This is a genomic window from Streptomyces sp. NBC_00078 (assembly GCF_026343335.1).
Lineage (GTDB): Bacteria > Actinomycetota > Actinomycetes > Streptomycetales > Streptomycetaceae > Streptomyces.
The window spans coordinates 2,930,896-2,947,660 of sequence record NZ_JAPELX010000001.1 but is presented as its reverse complement, the minus strand read 5'-3'; the positions used below and the strand labels follow the sequence as shown (position 1 = coordinate 2,947,660).

Sequence of the window (16,765 nt, the reverse complement as noted above, 5' to 3'; positions counted from 1 at the left end):
ATCTCCATACATAGATAACGTCTACATGGGGAGATGCTCGGAAGTGAGTGGCGGCGGTACGGACACGGATACGGTGGTGCGCCGGCTGCGGTCCGGCATGGCGGGCGGTGTGCTGTCGTTCCCGCTCACCAGCTTCCACGACGACGGCTCCCTCGACCCCGAAGGCTTCCGCGCCCATGTCGCGGCGCAGATCGCGACCGAACCCGGCGCCGTCTTCCCTGCCTGCGGCACCGGCGAGTTCTTCTCGCTGGACGAGGACGAGTACCGGCAGGTCGTGACCACCACGGTGGCGGAGGCGGCCGGCCGCGTGCCCGTCGTGGCCGGCATCGGATACGGCTGGGCGCAGGCCGTACGGTTCGCCCGCATCGCCGAGGAAGCCGGCGCCGACGCGCTCCTCGTCCTGCCGCACTACCTGGTCGCCGCCCCGCAGCAGGGCCTCGTCGCACAGCTGGAGCAGATCGCCGCCCGCACCCGGCTGCCACTCATCGCCTACCAGCGCGGCCAGGTCGCCTTCACCGCCGACTCGCTCCGGCGCATCGCCCGCATCCCGAACGTCATCGGCCTCAAGGACGGCCACAGCGACCTCGACCGCCTCCAGCGCCTCACCCTCGCCGCCCCCGAGGGCTTCCTCTTCTTCAACGGCGCCTCCACCGCCGAGATCCAGGCCCGCGCCTACGCCACCGTCGGCGTCCCCGCCTACAGCTCAGCCGTGCACGCCTTCGCCCCCGAGATCGCGAACGCCTTCTTCGGCGCACTGCAAGGCGGCGACGACAGTGACGGCAAGGACGCGCTGCGGCTGCTGAGGGACTTCTACGTCCCGCTCGTCGAACTCCGCGACCGCGTACCGGGATACGCCGTGTCCCTGGTGAAGGCGGCGGCCCGGCTGCGCGGCCGTCCCGTCGGCCCCGTGCGCGCCCCCCTCACCGACCCCTCGGCCGCCGACCTGGCCGACCTCAAGACCCTCCTGGCCACCGGACTCGACCTCGTGGGAGCCGCACTGTGAACCTCACCATCGCCGACGTACGGCTGACGCCGATCCTGGTCGCCGACCCGCCCCTCCTCAACACCCAGGGCGTGCACCAGCCGTACACCCCACGGCTGATCGTGGAGGTGGTGACGGCCGACGGGATCACCGGTGTCGGCGAGACCTACGGCGACACCAAGTACCTGGAGCTCGCCCGCCCGTTCGCCGAGAAGCTGAAAGGTCGTCAAGTAAGCGACCTGAACGGCCTGTTCACCGTCGCCGACGAGGTCTCCGTCGATGACACCCGGGTCTCGGGACGCGTCGACGTCGGCGGACTGCGCGGTGTACAGACCGCCGACAAGCTGCGCCTGTCCGTCGTCTCCGGCTTCGAGGTCGCCTGCCTCGACGCCCTCGGCAAGGCGCTCGGTCTGCCCGTGCACGCGCTGCTCGGCGGCAAGCTGCGGGACGCCGTCGAGTACGGCGCCTACCTGTTCTACAAGTGGGCCGGCCACCCCGAGGGCGTGGCCTCTGAGACGGACGACTGGGGCGCCGCCGTCGACCCGGCCGGAGTCGTGCGGCAGGCCCGGCTGTTCACGGAGCGGTACGGGTTCACGTCGTTCAAGCTCAAGGGCGGTGTCTTCCCGCCGGACGAGGAGATCGCCGCGATCCGGGCTCTCGCCGAGGCCTTCCCCGGTCACCCCCTCCGCCTCGACCCCAACGGCGCCTGGTCCGTGGAGACCTCGCTGAAGGTGGCGAAGGAACTCGGGGACGTCCTGGAGTACCTGGAGGACCCGGCGCTCGGCACCCCCGCCATGGCCGAGGTCGCCGCGCGGACCGGCGTGCCGCTGGCCACCAACATGTGCGTGACGACCTTCGCCGAGATCAGGGAGGCGTTCACGCGCGATGCCGTCCAGGTGGTGCTGTCCGACCACCACTACTGGGGCGGCCTGCGCAACACCCAGCAACTCGCCGCCATCTGCCGCACGTTCGGCGTCGGCGTCTCCATGCACTCCAACACCCACCTGGGGATCAGCCTGGCCGCGATGACCCATGTCGCGGCCACCGTCCCGAACCTCCACCACGCCTGCGACTCCCACTACCCCTGGCAGTCGGAGGACGTGCTCACCGAGCGCCTGACCTTCGAGGCCGGCAAGGTCACCGTCTCCGACGCACCCGGGCTCGGCGTCGAAGTCGACCGCGGCAAGCTGCGGTTCCTGCACCAGCGGTGGCTCGATGACGACGGGTCGCTGCGCGAGCGCGACGACGCGGCGGCGATGCGGGTGGCCGAGCCCGGATGGGAGACGCCCGCCGTGCCTCGCTGGTAGCGCTTGCGCCCTGCACCCCCTGCACCCCCTGCAACCCCTGCAACCCTTCGCCCCGTCCAGGGGGCGCCGCCCCCTGGACCTCCGTTCGGCCTGCACGGGCCTCGTCCTCGAACGCCGGACGGGCTGGTTTCGCCGAGGCGTCCTGACTCCCCGCCCGCACACCCGCCCCGCCGCGGGGCCCGCGAGGGGCTGAGGGGGCCGGCGCCTGCGGCACGAGCTTCGGCATGTTGTCGGTGGGGTGGTGCACACTGGCCTGATCCGCACCATGCCAGGGAGTGCACCGTGATCGCGCCCACCGGAAAGGGACCGTCACCAATCACCACGGGCCCGAAGTGCCAGGCCGAGTTCGACCCGCTCGCCGTCCTGCGCACACCGGACGATCCCCCCTGGGACGTGTACCTCACGGGCACCGTGTTCCTCGACATCATCTTCACCGGGCTCGACTCCGCCCCGGTGCGCGGGACGGAGTCCTGGGCGCGCGGGATGGGGTCGAGCCCCGGCGGCGTCGCCAACATGGCCACCGCCCTGGCCCGCCTCGGCCTGAAGACGTCCCTGGCGGCGGCCTTCGGCGACGACCACTACGGTGAGTACTGCTGGGACGCGCTGGAGCAGGGCGAGCACATCGACCTCTCCACCTCCCGCACCGTGCCCGGCTGGCACTCCTCGGTCACCGTCTCCATGGCGTACGAGGGGGAGCGCACGATGGTCTCCCACGGCCACGAGCCGCCCCCGGACGCCCTCTCCCTCCAAGCGGGGGCCCCCGACTTCCCTCCCCGCGCGCGTGCCGCCATCGCCTCCCTCACGCCCGGCAAGCGTGCCCCCTGGATCGCCGAGGCCGCGGGCGCGGGCGCCCGGATCTTCGCCGACGTCGGCTGGGACGACAGCGGCGCCTGGGACCTGGCGGGCCTGGCCGACCTCGAACACTGCGAGGCGTTCCTGCCGAACGCGGAGGAGGCGACGCGGTACACGGGCACCACCTGCCCCAAGGCCGCCGCCCACGCCCTCACCGAACACGTACCGCTCGCGGTGGTCACCCTCGGTGCCAAGGGCGCGTACGCGGTGGACCGGCGCACCGGCGAGACCGCCGAGGTCCCCGCCATCGCCGTGGAGGCCCTCGACCCCACCGGCGCCGGAGACGTGTTCGTCGCGGGCTTCGTCACCGGCACCCTGGCCGGCTGGCCGCTGGCCGACCGGCTGGCCTTCGCGGGCCTGACGGCCGCCCTGTCCGTGCAGGAGTTCGGGGGATCGCTGTCGGCGCCGGGCTGGTCGGAGATCGGGGCCTGGTGGCGGAAGGTGCAGTCGGTCGAGGGCCAGGACCCGACGGCACTCAGCCGCTACTCCTTCCTGGAGACACTCGTACCGGAGGAGTCGGCGAGACCTTGGCCGCTGCGGCGGGCGGTGCCGACGATCGGGTTCAGGTCGGTCTGAGAGGGTGGCCCTGGCGCATATCGGTGCAGGTCGGCACATCACGGTGGGTGAAACAGAGGCCGCAGAAAAGGCCTACGGCGTTGTCAGTTCCCCGGCGTACCCTGGAAACCGCCAGGCAGCCCAAGCGGCTGGCGTGTCGTTTCGAGGAGGACGAGCAAGGCCTACAGAGCCGGCCCATGACTCAGACACCCACAGCTCACACCCCCGCGCAGGGGCAGGCGAGAGCACAGTTCACCGTCCCCGCCCAGCACCCCATGGTGACCGTCCTGGGCTCCGGCGACTCCCTTCTGCGCGTGATCGAGAAGGCCTTCCCGGCGGCCGACATCCACGCCCGGGGAAACGAGATCAGCGCGGTCGGCGACGCTGCGGAAGTCGCCCTCATCCAGCGCCTGTTCGACGAGATGATGCTGGTGCTCCGCACCGGACAGCCGATGACGGAGGACGCAGTGGAACGCTCGATCGCCATGCTCAGGGCGAGTGAGAACGGGGAGAGCGACGGCCAGGAAACCCCGGCCGAGGTCCTCACCCAGAACATCCTCTCCTCGCGCGGCCGCACGATCCGCCCCAAGACCCTCAACCAGAAGCGGTACGTCGACGCGATCGACAAGCACACGATCGTCTTCGGCATCGGCCCCGCCGGCACCGGCAAGACCTACCTCGCCATGGCAAAGGCGGTGCAGGCCCTGCAGTCCAAGCAGGTCACCCGCATCATCCTGACCCGCCCGGCGGTGGAGGCCGGCGAGCGCCTCGGCTTCCTGCCGGGCACGCTCTACGAGAAGATCGACCCGTACCTGCGCCCGCTGTACGACGCTCTGCACGACATGCTGGACCCGGACTCGATTCCGAAGCTGATGGCTTCGGGGATCATCGAGGTGGCGCCGCTGGCGTACATGAGGGGCCGTACGCTCAACGACGCCTTCATCATCCTCGACGAGGCCCAGAACACCTCGCCCGAGCAGATGAAGATGTTCCTCACCCGCCTCGGCTTCGAATCGAAGATCGTGATCACGGGTGACGTGACGCAGGTCGACCTGCCCAACGGCACCAAGTCCGGGCTGCGGCAGGTGCAGGACATCCTGGAGGGGCTCGACGACGTGCACTTCTCCCGCCTGTCGTCACAGGACGTCGTACGGCACAAGCTGGTCGGCCGTATCGTCGACGCGTACGAGAAGTACGACAGCCAGAACGGTACGGAGAACGGCGCCCACCGGGGCGGCCGGAACAAGCGGAAGTAGACAAGCCAGCACCATGTCGATCGACGTCAACAACGAGTCCGGAACCGAGGTCGACGAGCAGGCGATCCTCGACATCGCCCGCTACGCACTCGCCCGGATGCGCATCCACCCGCTCTCCGAGCTGTCGGTGATCGTCGTGGACACCGACGGCATGGAGCAGCTGCACATCCAGTGGATGGACCTGCCGGGGCCCACTGACGTCATGTCCTTCCCGATGGACGAGCTGCGTCCGCCGGCGAAGGACGACGACGAGCCCCCGCAGGGCCTCCTCGGGGACATCGTGCTGTGCCCCGAGGTCGCCAAGAGGCAGGGTGAGGAAGCGCCCACGCAGCACTCCATGGACGAGGAGCTCCAGCTCCTCACCGTCCACGGCGTGCTGCACCTCCTCGGATACGACCACGAGGAGCCCGACGAGAAGGCCGAGATGTTCGGCCTGCAGGCGGCCATCGTGGACGGCTGGCGCGCGGAGAAGGGCCTGACCGGCCCGTCCCCGGCCCCGACCGTCTCATGAGTCCCCAGATCGTCGCGGGTGCGATCGCCCTGGTCGTCGTCGCCTGGCTCGCCGCCTGCGCGGAGGCGGGCCTGGCACGCGTCTCCAGCTTCCGCGCCGAGGAGGCCGTACGCTCCGGCCGCCGCGGCAGCGCGAAGCTCGCCCGGATCGCCGCCGACCCGACCCGCTATCTGAACGTCGCGCTGCTGGTCCGTGTCGCCTGCGAGATGGCGGCCGCGGCCCTGGTGACCTACGCCTGCCTGCAGGAGTTCAACGGCACGACCCGTGCCCTGCTGGCCGCGATCGGCGTCATGGTCCTGGTGTCGTACGTCGCCGTCGGCGTCTCCCCGCGCACCATCGGCCGCCAGCACCCGCTGAACACGGCGACCGCCGCGGCGTACGTGCTCGTGCCCCTGGCCAGGGTCATGGGCCCGATCCCGAACCTCCTCATCCTGATCGGCAACGCGCTCACCCCCGGCAAGGGCTTCCGCCGCGGCCCCTTCGCCTCCGAGGCGGAGCTGCGCGCGCTGGTCGACCTCGCGGAGAAGGAGTCGCTGATCGAGGACGAGGAGCGCCGCATGGTGCACTCGGTCTTCGAGCTCGGCGACACCCTCGTACGGGAGGTCATGGTGCCGCGGACCGACCTGGTCGCCATCGAGCGGTACAAGACGATCCGTCAGGCCCTCACCCTCGCGCTGCGTTCGGGCTTCTCCCGGATCCCCGTCACCGGGGAGAGCGAGGACGACGTCGTCGGGATCGTGTATCTGAAGGACCTGGCCCGCAAGACGCACATCAGCCGGGACGCCGAGAGCGAGCTGGTCTCGACGGCCATGCGGCCCGCGGCCTTCGTGCCCGACACCAAGAACGCCGGCGACCTGCTGCGCGAGATGCAGCGGGACCGAAACCACGTCGCCGTCGTCATCGACGAGTACGGCGGCACGGCCGGCATCGTCACCATCGAGGACATCCTCGAGGAGATCGTCGGCGAGATCACCGACGAGTACGACCGTGAACTCCCGCCGGTCGAGGACCTCGGCGACGACCGCTACCGCGTCACCGCCCGCCTCGACATCACCGACCTGGGCGAGCTGTACGGCCTCGACGAGTACGACGACGAGGACGTGGAGACCGTCGGCGGTCTGCTCGCGAAGGCGCTGGGCCGGGTGCCCATCGCGCAGGCCTCGTCGGTCGTGGAGCTGCCCGACGGACGGGAGCTGCGGCTGACGGCGGAATCCGCGGCCGGCCGCCGCAACAAGATCGTGACCGTGCTCGTGGAGCCCATGGATCCGGCGGATCCGTCCGAGGAGGAGGCGAAAGAGGAGTGAGCCCCGAGGAACTGCGCGGCTACTGCCTGTCCTTCAACGCGGCGGTGGAGGACTTCCCCTTCGCCCCGGACATCTCGGTCTTCAAGGTGCTGGGCAAGATGTTCGCCCTGAGCTGGCTGGACTCCCGCCCCCTCACGGTCAACCTCAAGTGCGACCCGGAGGACGCGGTCCGGCTCCGCACCGAGCACGAGGGGCTGATCATCCCCGGCTATCACATGAACAAGCGTCACTGGAACACCGTCACGGTCGACGGCGAGCTCCCGGACGGGCTGGTCAGGGAGCTGATCGAGGACTCGTACGACCTGGTGGTGGCGGGTCTGCCACGCGCCGAACGCCTCCGCCTCGACCGTTCCTGAGCACACGTATGCTCGGCCCATGACCGACAGCAGCGCGCTCGACCCCGAGGACCGCAAGATCGTCACCCTGGCCCGTTCCGCGCGGGCCCGCAACGGTGTGCCCGAGGGGGCTGCCGTACGGGACGAGACGGGCCGTACGTATGTCGCCGGTACCGTCGACCTGGCCTCGCTGAAGCTGAGCGCGCTGCAGACGGCGGTGGCCATGGCGGTGGCGTCCGGGGCGAAGTCCCTGGAGGCGGCGGCCGTGGTGACGGACGCCGAGTCGGCCTCCGCGGAAGACCGGGCTGCCGTACGGGATCTGGGCGGGGCGGGGACGCCGGTGCTGGTCGCCGGACCGGACGGAACGGTACGGACCACCCTCACCGCAGGCTGAAAACCGGCCGCTTCAGAGTCGTCCTGAATTCACCCTTGCCGTTTCCTCACCTCACCGGCATCAATGGAACCGGTAGTTCCGACGGACCGTCAGATTCACCCCCCACTCGGCGCCCCGCACCGCGCCGGCCGGCTGTCCGTCCGAACCTCTCCCATCCATCCCCACATGGCAGTTCCCAGCTTCGGGAAGGGAGCCGGATCCCCATGAGAGCCAAACGGACAAGTACAGGTGCGGCAGTTGCGGTGGGGGCCCTCGCGGCCGCCTCGCTCGCGTTCGCCCCCAGCGCGCTCGCCGTCACCCCACAGTCGGCGACGATCACCGCCGACTGCGGAAGCTTCGGTGGCGGAGACGCCACGCTCACGGCCACCCAGGACGGCACGTCGGCCACCTTGACCCTCACGTCGTCCGCGATCTCCGCTCCGATCGCCCTGTCGGCGGACTCGATCTCCTCCACGCTGACCCTGGTCAACGCCAGTGGCGGTACCACCGCCTTCAGCGGTACCAAGAACCCGGCGATGGCTGCCGGTGACCCCGTCACCGTCGGTCCGCTCAACGGCACTGTGGCTTCCGGCGACAGCCTCGAAGCCTATGGCGGCTCGCTGCAGATGACCGTCTTCGGCATCACCATCACCTGCACGGCCACCGGGCCGCAGTCACCGGGACCGTTCGTGTTCGACTGATCCGCGGTCGACTGATCGGCGGTCGACCGATCCGCGCTCGACCGGTCCGCAGTCGTTGATGGCCAGCAGATCGATGGCCCGTCAGTTCCCTCTAGCTGCACAGAAACTGACGGGTCATCAGTTCTTTTCGGTGTCTCCATTGACTTCTCACGCGATCTCCACATCAATGCCCCCAGTGAGCACAGAAGAAGAGGGGGCACACCCATGGGTTCGATGAACCGAAGACGCCGCTGGGCGTCGCTGCTCGGTGCGACCGCGCTCGCGGTCTCCGCGGGCGCGGCGCTGGCCTGTCCGGCCGGCGCCGCCACGAACGTGGACTTCGCCACGCACTGCATTCCGCCCGCCGTCGCGGGCATCCCGCCGATCGACGGCACGACCACCGCGGGCATCGCGGTCGACAACGCCAGTCCGAAGGTCGGCGACACCGTCACCGTCACCTACACCGTCGTCAAGCCGGCCGCCAGCAACCCCACCGCGATCGCCCTGCCGGCCGACATCATGACGCCCACCGGCAAGGTCACCCTCGGCGGCGCGCAGACGGGGAACGTGACCGTCGCCGGGCCCAAGAAGAACGACCCGGTGCCGGGCAACGGCGCCTTCCCGTCGTTCTCCATGACCGGCACCTTCAAGGTCACCGCGCCCGGCTCGATCACGCTCTCGCCCGGCGACTACAACATCCACACCAGCTACATCCTGGAGCTGGACACCCCGTGCACGGTGACCAACCCGCCCGCGCCGGTCTCCGCGACCGTCACCGCGACGGACGCCAACCCCACCAACAACCGTGCCATCTCGCTGGGTTCGGCCTCCGGGAACGCCGGTGCCGGCGTCACCGTCACCGGCAGCAACTTCACGCCCGGCGCGACCGTCACCCTCGCCGGGCGCTCCGGGGACACCCAGACCGCTGACACGGCGACCGCAACCGCCGCCGCCAACGGCTCCTTCAGCGGCTCCCTCGTCGTCAACGACAAGACGACGACGGGTGTGGTCGCGTACGAGGGCGGCGCGTGGGACGCCGGCAACGGCGCCGGGCCCGCCGCCTACGTCGTCAACGACACCACCCCCGTCCCCGACGGCAGCCAGAAGCTGACGACCACGGTGAAGGCCGGCACGCTGTCCATGTCCCAGGCCGGTGACTCCGTCGCCCTGTCGGCGGTCGACTTCGGCAAGGGCGGGGCCTCGACCGGAGCCCTGAACAGCGTCACCGTGAACGACTTCCGCGGCGGACCCGCGGGCTGGTCCCTCACCGGCAAGGTCACCGACTTCACCGGTCCCGGCGCCAAGATCGATGCCGGAAAGCTGAGTTGGACCCCCGCCTGCGCCACCAAGGCGGGCAGTCCGAGCACCTGTCAGGCCGGTTCGGCGGGCACGGTGGGCGGTTCGGGAGCGACTCTGGCGTCCACTCCCAACGGCACCCTGACCGGCGGCGAGTTCACGGCCGGCGCCGGACTCTCCCTGGACGTACCGGCGTTCACGCCCCCGGGTTCGTACGCCGGCGTGCTCACCCTCACTCTCGCCTGACCGCACGGGCGCCCGCACCCGCCCGTCCACCTCGTCCACGCGGGGGTCCGCACTCATGCGCAAGCTGTATGTCCTCCTCCTGGCCCTGTTCCTCACCTGCCTGACCGCGCCCGCGCACGCCGCCGACAACGGCAGCTGGTCCGTCTACCCGGCCTCCTCGAAGGTCGCCGCGCGCCCGTACTTCTATCTCTCCGCCGACCCCGGAACGACCATCGAGGACAAGGTCGTCGTCGCCAACAAGACCGCGCAGCCGATGACCTTCCGGTTGTATGCCGCCGACGCCTACAACACCGCGCGGGACGGCGGGTTCGCGGTGCGGACGGTCAAGGAGAAGCAGCGGGGGGTGGGCGCCTGGGCGAGGCCCGCGACGTCACGCGTGACCGTCCCGGCGCACGGCAAGGTCACCGTCCCGTTCACGCTCCGCGTCCCCGAGGGTGCCGAACCCGGAGACCATCCCGGCGCGTTGGTCGCGCTCGACGAACGGATCGACAGCGGCGACGGGGCACTGGCGCTCGGCGTGCAGCGTGCCGTCGGCGCCCGCGTCTACCTCCGCGTCGGCGGCCCGGCCCTCCCCGCGATCGACGTGGAGAACGTCCGCGTCGTCCACCACCAGCCCCTCGTCCCCGGCCTCGGCGACAGCACGGCAACCATCTCCTACACCCTCCACAACACCGGCAACGTCACCCTGAACCCCAAGGTGGAGCTGCGCGCGAAGGGAATGTTCGGCCGTACGCTGCTGAGCCGCGGCCTGTCCCGGGTCCCCGCCGAACTGCTGCCCGGCCAGCGCGTCCAGCTCACCGAGCCGTGGCGGGGCGCGCCCCAACTGGACTGGGGTGACGTCAGGTTGACGGCGAGCGCCCAGGACACGCGGGAGTCGGCGAGCGCGTCGTTCTTCGCGCTGCCGTGGGTGGCGACGGTGGTGCTGCTGGTGGTGACCGTCGTGGGAGTCTTGCTCGCGGTCAGAGCGCGTCGGGGCCGCGCTCGCCCGTCCGAACCCGTACGACCGTCTCGACCGGCACTGCCCACACCTTCCCGTCCCCGATCTTCCCCGTCTGCGCGGCCTTGACGATCGCGTCGATCACGGCCTCCGAGTCCGCGTCATCGACGACGACCTCGATCCGCACCTTGGGGACGAGGTCGACCTGGTACTCGGCGCCGCGGTACACCTCCGTGTGGCCGCGCTGCCTGCCGTACCCGCTGGCCTCGGTCACGGTCAGGCCGTGCACACCGAGTTCCTGGAGGGCGGTCTTCACCTCGTCGAGGCGGTAGGGCTTGACGATCGCGGTGATGAGCTTCATCGGGGTTCCTCCGTGAGTACCCCCGTCTTCAGGCGGGGGAGGAAACGGACTCCTGTGGAGCAGGGCAGAAAGGCCGGGTCGCAGTCAGAGCGGATCGGTGTCAACTTCCCGGCAATGACAGTGCTTCACAAGGCGATGCTATAGCTTGTGAGTCATGGCCACTTGTGTGAAGCGGGCGTTCAAGTACCGCTTCTACCCGACCGACGCGCAGGCTGCGGAGCTGTCGCGGACGTTCGGGTGCGTGCGCAAGGTCTACAACATGGCGCTCGCGGCCCGGACCGAGGCGTGGGCGCTGCGCCAGGAACGGATCAACTACAACGCCACCTCCACGATGCTGACGGCCTGGAAGAAGGCAGAGGAACTGGCCTTCCTCAACGACGTTTCCTCGGTCCCGCTGCAGCAGGCCTTGAGGCATCTGCAGGCGGCGTTCACCCACTTCTTCGCCAAGCGGGCGAAGTACCCGCGCTTCAAGTCGCGCAAGAAGTCCCGCAAATCAGCCGAGTACACCACCAGCGCCTTCCGCTTCCGCGATGGGATGCTGACACTGGCGAAGATGGGCCGGCCGCTGGACATCGTGTGGTCCCGTCCTCTTCCAGAAGGAACGCAGCCGTCCACGGTGACCGTCTCGAAGGACAGTGCCGGGCGCTGGTTCGTGTCCCTGCTGGTGGAAGATCCGGCCATCCAGCCGCTTCCCGTCACCGCCAACGTGGTGGGTGTGGACGCCGGGCTCGACCACATACTGACTCTGTCCACCGGGGAGAAGATCACCAACCCCAGGCACGAACGCACGGACCGTGCCCGCCTCGCCAAAGCTCAGCGAGAGTGGTCCCGCAAGACCAAGGGATCGGCGAACCAGGACAAGGCTCGCAGGAAGGTCGCCCGCATCCACGCCCGGATCGCCGACCGCAGGCGGGACACCCTGCATAAGATCTCCACTCGACTCATCCGCGAAAACCAAGTGGTCGTGATCGAGGACCTGACCGTTCGGAACCCGTTGAAGAACGGCGGGCTCGCCCGCGCCATCTCCGACGCGGCGTGGAGCGAGTTGCGCAGCATGCTGGAATACAAGGCTCAGTGGTACGGCCGCGAACTGATCGCCGTCGACCGCTGGTTCCCGTCTTCCAAGCTGTGCTCGACCTGCGGAAGCCTGCAGGACAAGATGCCGCTGCACATCCGCACCTGGACGTGCAGCGGCTGTGGCACCACCCACGACCGCGACGCGAACGCGGCGAAGAACCTTTTGGCCGCCGGGCTGGCGGTGTCGGCCTGTGGAGCCGGCGTAAGACCTCAACGGAGCACTCCGGGCGGGCTGCCGACGACGAAGCAGGAAACCCACGGGGTGACCCGTGGACTCCTCCCCCTTTAGAAGGGGGAGGGAGAAAGTCAAGTCTGGCCCTTGACCTTCTGCGCGGGGGAGACGAGGGAGGACGAGACCGGGGCGCCGTGGCCCAGGACGCCGTGATCGTATGCGGTCTCGGCATGCACCGTAAGGTCCAGGCCGGTGTGCTCCTCCTCCTCGCTCGCGCGAAAGCCCATCGCCCCGTCGAGCAGCTTGCCGATGCCGTACGTGACGAGGAAGGCGTACGCCGCCACGGCGACCACGGCCACCAGCTGCTTGCCGAGCTGGGTGAGCCCGCCACCGTAGAGGAGGCCCTCGGGGCCGTCCGTCATCTCCTTCACGGCGAAGACGCCGATGAGCAGTGTGCCGATGATCCCGCCGACCAGGTGGACGCCGACGACGTCGAGCGAGTCGTCGTAGTTGAGCTTGAACTTCCAGCCCACGGCGTACGAGCAGACGACACCCGCGGCGAGGCCGACGCCCAGGGCGCCGAGCAGGGAGACCGAGCCGCAGGAGGGGGTGATGGCGACCAGGCCCGCGACCGCGCCGGACGCGGCGCCCAGGGTGGTGGGGTGCCCGTCGCGCCTCTGCTCGACGAAGAGCCAGCCGAGCAGGCCGGTGCAGCCGGCGGCGAGTGTGTTGAGGAAGGCCGCGGCGGCCAGTCCGTTCGCCCCGAGGGCCGAGCCGGCGTTGAAGCCGAACCAGCCGAACCAGAGGAGGCCGGCGCCCAGCATCACCATCGGGAGGTTGTGCGGACGCATCGCGTCCTTCTTGAAGCCGAGGCGCGGACCGAGGACCAGGCAGAGGGCCAGGCCCGAGGCACCGGAGGTGATCTCCACCGGCAGGCCGCCGGCGAAGTCGAGAGCGCCGAGGCGGCTCGCGATCCAGCCGCCGGGGCCCCACACCCAGTGGGCGACGGGAACGTATACGAGCAGCGCCCACACGGGCACGAAGACCAGCCAGGCGGAGAACTTCACCCGGTCCGCGACCGCGCCGCTGATCAGGGCCGCCGTGATGATCGCGAAGGTGAGCTGGAAGGTGGCGAAGAGGAGGGTGGGGACGGTGCCGTGGAGGCTGTCCGGGCCGAGGCCGGCCATGCCGGCGTACTTCAGACCGCCGAGGAGCCCGCCGCCGATGTCGTCGCCGAAGGCCAGGGAGTACCCGCCCGCCAGCCACACCACCGTGACCAGGGCGATCGACACGAAGCTCATCATCAGCATGTTGAGGACGCTCTTCGTGCGGACCATGCCGCCGTAGAAGAGGGCCAGGCCCGGGGTCATGAGCAGGACGAGGGCGGTGGCGGCGAGCAGCCAGGCGGTGTCGCCCGTGTCGATCTGCGCGGTGGCGAGGGTCACGGTCGTCTCCATCGAGGTGGGGGCTCGTCAGAGCGTCACCGGCGTGCGTTTCCGGCTGTGCACGGCTGTGTTTCCGTGACGTTTCGTTGCGTGGAGGTTTCCTGAAGCTCACCGCGGGGGCGGCGGTCGCTCGGTTGTACGGCGGTGCTCTGTGGATCAGGGAGAATGGGCGTCATGAGCGTTCGCAGTCAGTCATCCGGGCCGTCGGAATCGTCGGAAGCCGGCCACAGGTCGGGCTTCGCCTGTTTCGTCGGTCGCCCCAACGCGGGCAAGTCCACTCTCACGAACGCTCTGGTCGGGCAGAAGGTGGCGATCACCGCGGACCAGCCGCAGACGACGCGGCACACGGTGCGGGGAATCGTGCACCGGGAGGACGCCCAGCTGATCCTGGTCGACACCCCGGGGCTGCACAAGCCGCGCACGCTGCTCGGTGAGCGGTTGAACGACATCGTGCGGACCACCTGGGCCGAGGTCGACGTGATCGGCTTCTGTCTCCCGGCGAACGAGAAGCTCGGCCCGGGTGACCGTTTCATCGCGAAGGAACTGGCGTCCATCAAGAAGACGCCGAAGGTCGCGATCGTCACGAAGACGGACCTGGTGGACTCGAAGACCCTGGCCGAGCAGCTGATCGCCATCGATCTGCTCGGCAAGGAGCTGGGGTTCGAGTGGGCGGAGATCGTGCCGGTGTCGGCCGTCGCCGACCAGCAGGTGGATCTGCTCGCCGACCTGCTCGTCCCGCTCCTGCCGGAGGGGCCGGCGCTCTACCCCGAGGGTGATCTCACCGACGAGCCCGAGCAGGTCATGATCGCGGAACTGATCCGCGAGGCCGCGCTGGAGGGCGTCCGCGACGAGCTCCCGCACTCCATCGCGGTCGTCGTCGAGGAGATGCTCCCGCGCGAGGACCGCCCCGCCGACAAGCCCCTGCTCGACATCCACGCCTTCGTGTACATCGAGCGCCCCAGCCAGAAGGGCATCGTCATCGGGCCGAAGGGCCAGCGGCTCAAGCAGGTGGGCATCAAGTCCCGCAAGCAGATCGAGGCACTGCTCGGTACCCCGGTGTTCCTGGACCTCCATGTGAAGGTCGCGAAGGACTGGCAGCGGGACCCTCGGCAGCTGCGGAAGCTGGGCTTCTGACCTCTGCGCTGACCTCTGCCCCTGACCTCTGCCCCCGGGCTGCACTCCAGACCCCGCTTCCGGCCTGAACGGCCTCGTCCGTGAACGCCGGACGGGCCGGAAGGTCAGGTCTTGCTCGGGTTCAGGTCCTGCAGCCCCACCACCCGCAGCAGCTGCAGGCGCTCGTGGGAGTCCGTGCCCGGGCGGGCCGTGTGGATGACCAGTTGCTGGTTGTGGCCGGAGTTGACGAGGACCTCGCAGTCCAGCTCCAGCAGGCCCACCACAGGGTGCAGGAAGCGTTTCGTCGAGGCGCGGCGTACCGCCACCTCGTGCTCCTCCCAGAGCTGGGCGAACTCCTCGCTCCCGGCGCGTAGTTCGGCGACGAGGGCGGCGGGCTCCGGGTCCGTCGGGCGGGCCGACGTCACCGCCCGCAGTGCGGCCACCTGCTCGCGGGCGCGCTCCGGGTGGTCCTCGGCCGGGAACAGGCCCTGGGCGGTCGGGTCCAGGAAGAAGCGGCGGACCATGTTGCGCGCGCGGGGCGGCCGGGCGAGGACGTCTCCGCTCAGCGCCCGCGACATCGCGTTCTGGGTCAGGACCTCGCCGCAGTCGGTCACCACCATCGCCGGGGTGTCGTGCAGTCGGTCCAGCACCAGGAGCAGCCCCGGGCGCACATGCGTGCTCGTCGCCTCCCGGCGCGGCGCCTCCTCGCCCGCGAGGCGGAAGAGATGATCGCGCTCGTCCTCCGTCAGGCGCAGCGCGCGGGCCAGCGCGGCGAGCATCTGGCGGGACGGACGCGGGCCCCGGGACTGTTCCAGCCGGGTGTAGTAGTCCACCGACATGCCGGCCAGCTGGGACACCTCCTCACGGCGCAGACCCGGCGTACGGCGGCGGGCGCCGGCCGTGAGGCCCACGTCGGAGGGGTCCAGACGGGCACGGCCGCGGCGCAGGAAGTCGGCTAGTTCGGCTCGGTTCACCCCTCCAGGGTGCGGGAGGCCGCGCCGCTTATCCAGGGACTGCCGATCCCCTGATCAGCAGGTCTCTCCCGGTTCCCGCCGCGTCCGCCGAGGCTCGTTGTCGAGGACGGACCAAGCAGATGAGGAGCACATGATGCTGACACTCGTGACAGGGACGACGGGACAGGTCGGACGGCGGTTCGCGCCGCGGCTGCTGGCTCAGCGGCAGCCGGGCGAGCAGGTGCGGGTCCTGGTGCGGGACGCCGCCCGCGGTGAGCGGTTCGCGGAACTGGGCGCCCAGGTGGCCGTAGGAGACATGCGGGACGAGGAGACGCTAGGCAAGGCGCTCGCCGGGGTGGACGCCGTCGTGAACGTCGCCGCCTCCTTCCGCGGCGTGCCGGACGAGGAGGCGTGGGCCGTCAACCGGGACGCCGCGGTGGCCCTGGGCCGGGCCGCACGGACCTCCGGCGTGGAGCGGTTCGTGCAGGTCAGCACGGGCAACGTGTACGGCGTGGGACGGGGCCGCCCGCTGACCGAGGAGGACGAGAGCCGGCCGGGCGGCGAGATGTGGGGTGCGTATGCCGAGTCCAAGGCCGAGGCCGAGCGGGAGCTGCTGGCGATGGAGGGCCTGGACGTACGCATCGGACGGCTTCCGTTCGTCTACGGCGAGGGCGACCCGCACCTCGCCGACTCCCTGCGCTGGGCCGCGCACTGGGCCCCGCACAAGCGGCTGCAGATGGCCCATCACGCGGACGTCGCCCAGGGCCTGATGCGGCTGCTGTACGCGCCGGGAACCGGCGGCCGGATCTACAACGTCGCCGACGACGCCCCCGTCACGACGGTCGAGCTGTACCAGCTCAACGGTGTCGAGGCGCCCGCCGCTCTGCACGAGCTGACGGATCCCGACCCGTGGTTCGGGATCATGTCCAACCGGCGGATCCGTCGGGAACTCGGCTTCAGGCCCCTTTACCCGAGCGTCTGGACGGCCCGGGACGCCGGAGCCCTGTGAC

The 16,765-nt window shown here is 70.1% G+C and carries 17 protein-coding genes; 14 read left to right on the top strand and 3 right to left on the bottom strand.

Going from position 1 to position 16,765, the window contains the following annotated elements; translation table 11 throughout:
- Positions 1–25: 25 nt before the first annotated feature.
- The 11 genes from OOK07_RS13760 (at position 26) to OOK07_RS13710 (ending at position 10,763) form a co-directional block, all read left to right on the top strand.
- Positions 26–1,003 carry a 5-dehydro-4-deoxyglucarate dehydratase gene (locus tag OOK07_RS13760; protein ID WP_266796684.1) on the top strand — a complete coding sequence of 326 codons (978 nt, stop codon included), beginning with the start codon at positions 26–28 and terminating at the stop codon, positions 1,001–1,003.
- Positions 1,000–2,289, top strand: coding sequence for a glucarate dehydratase family protein (locus tag OOK07_RS13755; protein ID WP_266680207.1), 1,290 nt, complete (start codon positions 1,000–1,002; stop codon positions 2,287–2,289). The genes OOK07_RS13760 and OOK07_RS13755 overlap by 4 nt, the downstream gene beginning before the upstream one ends.
- A 282-nt stretch (positions 2,290–2,571) precedes the next feature.
- Entirely contained in the window at positions 2,572–3,717 is a 1,146-nt protein-coding gene (locus OOK07_RS13750) for a carbohydrate kinase family protein (RefSeq protein ID WP_266680205.1), read from the top strand.
- A 176-nt stretch (positions 3,718–3,893) separates the two neighbouring features.
- Positions 3,894–4,952: a PhoH family protein gene (locus OOK07_RS13745; protein ID WP_266680203.1), complete on the top strand. Its 1,059-nt coding sequence runs from the start codon at positions 3,894–3,896 to the stop codon at positions 4,950–4,952.
- A 13-nt stretch (positions 4,953–4,965) separates the two neighbouring features.
- Positions 4,966–5,463, top strand: coding sequence for an rRNA maturation RNase YbeY (gene ybeY / locus OOK07_RS13740; protein WP_266796680.1), 498 nt, complete (start codon positions 4,966–4,968; stop codon positions 5,461–5,463).
- Positions 5,460–6,767: a hemolysin family protein gene (locus tag OOK07_RS13735; protein ID WP_266680199.1), complete on the top strand. Its 1,308-nt coding sequence runs from the start codon at positions 5,460–5,462 to the stop codon at positions 6,765–6,767. The genes ybeY and OOK07_RS13735 overlap by 4 nt, the downstream gene beginning before the upstream one ends.
- Positions 6,764–7,123: an MmcQ/YjbR family DNA-binding protein gene (locus OOK07_RS13730; protein ID WP_266680197.1), complete on the top strand. Its 360-nt coding sequence runs from the start codon at positions 6,764–6,766 to the stop codon at positions 7,121–7,123. The genes OOK07_RS13735 and OOK07_RS13730 overlap by 4 nt, the downstream gene beginning before the upstream one ends.
- Before the next feature lie 19 nt (positions 7,124–7,142).
- Entirely contained in the window at positions 7,143–7,496 is a 354-nt protein-coding gene (locus OOK07_RS13725; RefSeq protein ID WP_266680195.1) for a cytidine deaminase, read from the top strand.
- A 203-nt stretch (positions 7,497–7,699) separates the two neighbouring features.
- On the top strand, positions 7,700–8,176 hold the full coding sequence (locus OOK07_RS13720) for a hypothetical protein (protein WP_266680193.1): 477 nt from the start codon (positions 7,700–7,702) through the stop codon (positions 8,174–8,176).
- Between the two features lie 204 nt (positions 8,177–8,380).
- Positions 8,381–9,697 carry a beta-xylosidase gene (locus tag OOK07_RS13715; protein WP_266796676.1) on the top strand — a complete coding sequence of 439 codons (1,317 nt, stop codon included), beginning with the start codon at positions 8,381–8,383 and terminating at the stop codon, positions 9,695–9,697.
- Between the two features lie 55 nt (positions 9,698–9,752).
- Positions 9,753–10,763, top strand: coding sequence for a WxL protein peptidoglycan domain-containing protein (locus tag OOK07_RS13710; protein WP_266680189.1), 1,011 nt, complete (start codon positions 9,753–9,755; stop codon positions 10,761–10,763).
- Here OOK07_RS13710 and OOK07_RS13705 read toward each other — a convergent pair.
- Positions 10,657–10,995, bottom strand: a complete 339-nt coding sequence (locus OOK07_RS13705) for a P-II family nitrogen regulator (protein ID WP_266680187.1) — start codon at positions 10,993–10,995, stop codon at positions 10,657–10,659. The genes OOK07_RS13710 and OOK07_RS13705 overlap by 107 nt on opposite strands.
- 154 nt (positions 10,996–11,149) lie before the next feature.
- Between OOK07_RS13705 and OOK07_RS13700 the strand changes: the two genes are divergently transcribed.
- Positions 11,150–12,361, top strand: coding sequence for an RNA-guided endonuclease InsQ/TnpB family protein (locus OOK07_RS13700; RefSeq protein ID WP_266796674.1), 1,212 nt, complete (start codon positions 11,150–11,152; stop codon positions 12,359–12,361).
- 17 nt (positions 12,362–12,378) lie between these two features.
- Here OOK07_RS13700 and OOK07_RS13695 read toward each other — a convergent pair whose 3' ends face one another.
- Positions 12,379–13,701 (bottom strand): ammonium transporter, encoded by a 1,323-nt coding sequence (locus tag OOK07_RS13695; protein ID WP_266796671.1) that lies wholly within the window; start codon positions 13,699–13,701, stop codon positions 12,379–12,381.
- Positions 13,702–13,863: 162 nt separating this feature from the next.
- On the opposite strand from OOK07_RS13695, the gene era reads away from it, so the two are divergent.
- Positions 13,864–14,823 carry a GTPase Era gene (era, locus tag OOK07_RS13690; RefSeq protein WP_266680181.1) on the top strand — a complete coding sequence of 320 codons (960 nt, stop codon included), beginning with the start codon at positions 13,864–13,866 and terminating at the stop codon, positions 14,821–14,823.
- A gap of 104 nt (positions 14,824–14,927) precedes the next feature.
- On the opposite strand, the gene OOK07_RS13685 is transcribed toward era, so the two are convergent.
- The gene (locus OOK07_RS13685; protein WP_266796669.1) at positions 14,928–15,776 is read right to left on the bottom strand and encodes a helix-turn-helix transcriptional regulator; all 849 of its coding nucleotides are present in this window, start codon (positions 15,774–15,776) and stop codon (positions 14,928–14,930) included.
- Positions 15,777–15,909: 133 nt separating this feature from the next.
- On the opposite strand from OOK07_RS13685, the gene OOK07_RS13680 reads away from it, so the two are divergent.
- Positions 15,910–16,764, top strand: coding sequence for an NAD-dependent epimerase/dehydratase family protein (locus OOK07_RS13680; protein WP_266683504.1), 855 nt, complete (start codon positions 15,910–15,912; stop codon positions 16,762–16,764).
- Position 16,765: the final 1 nt, after the last annotated feature.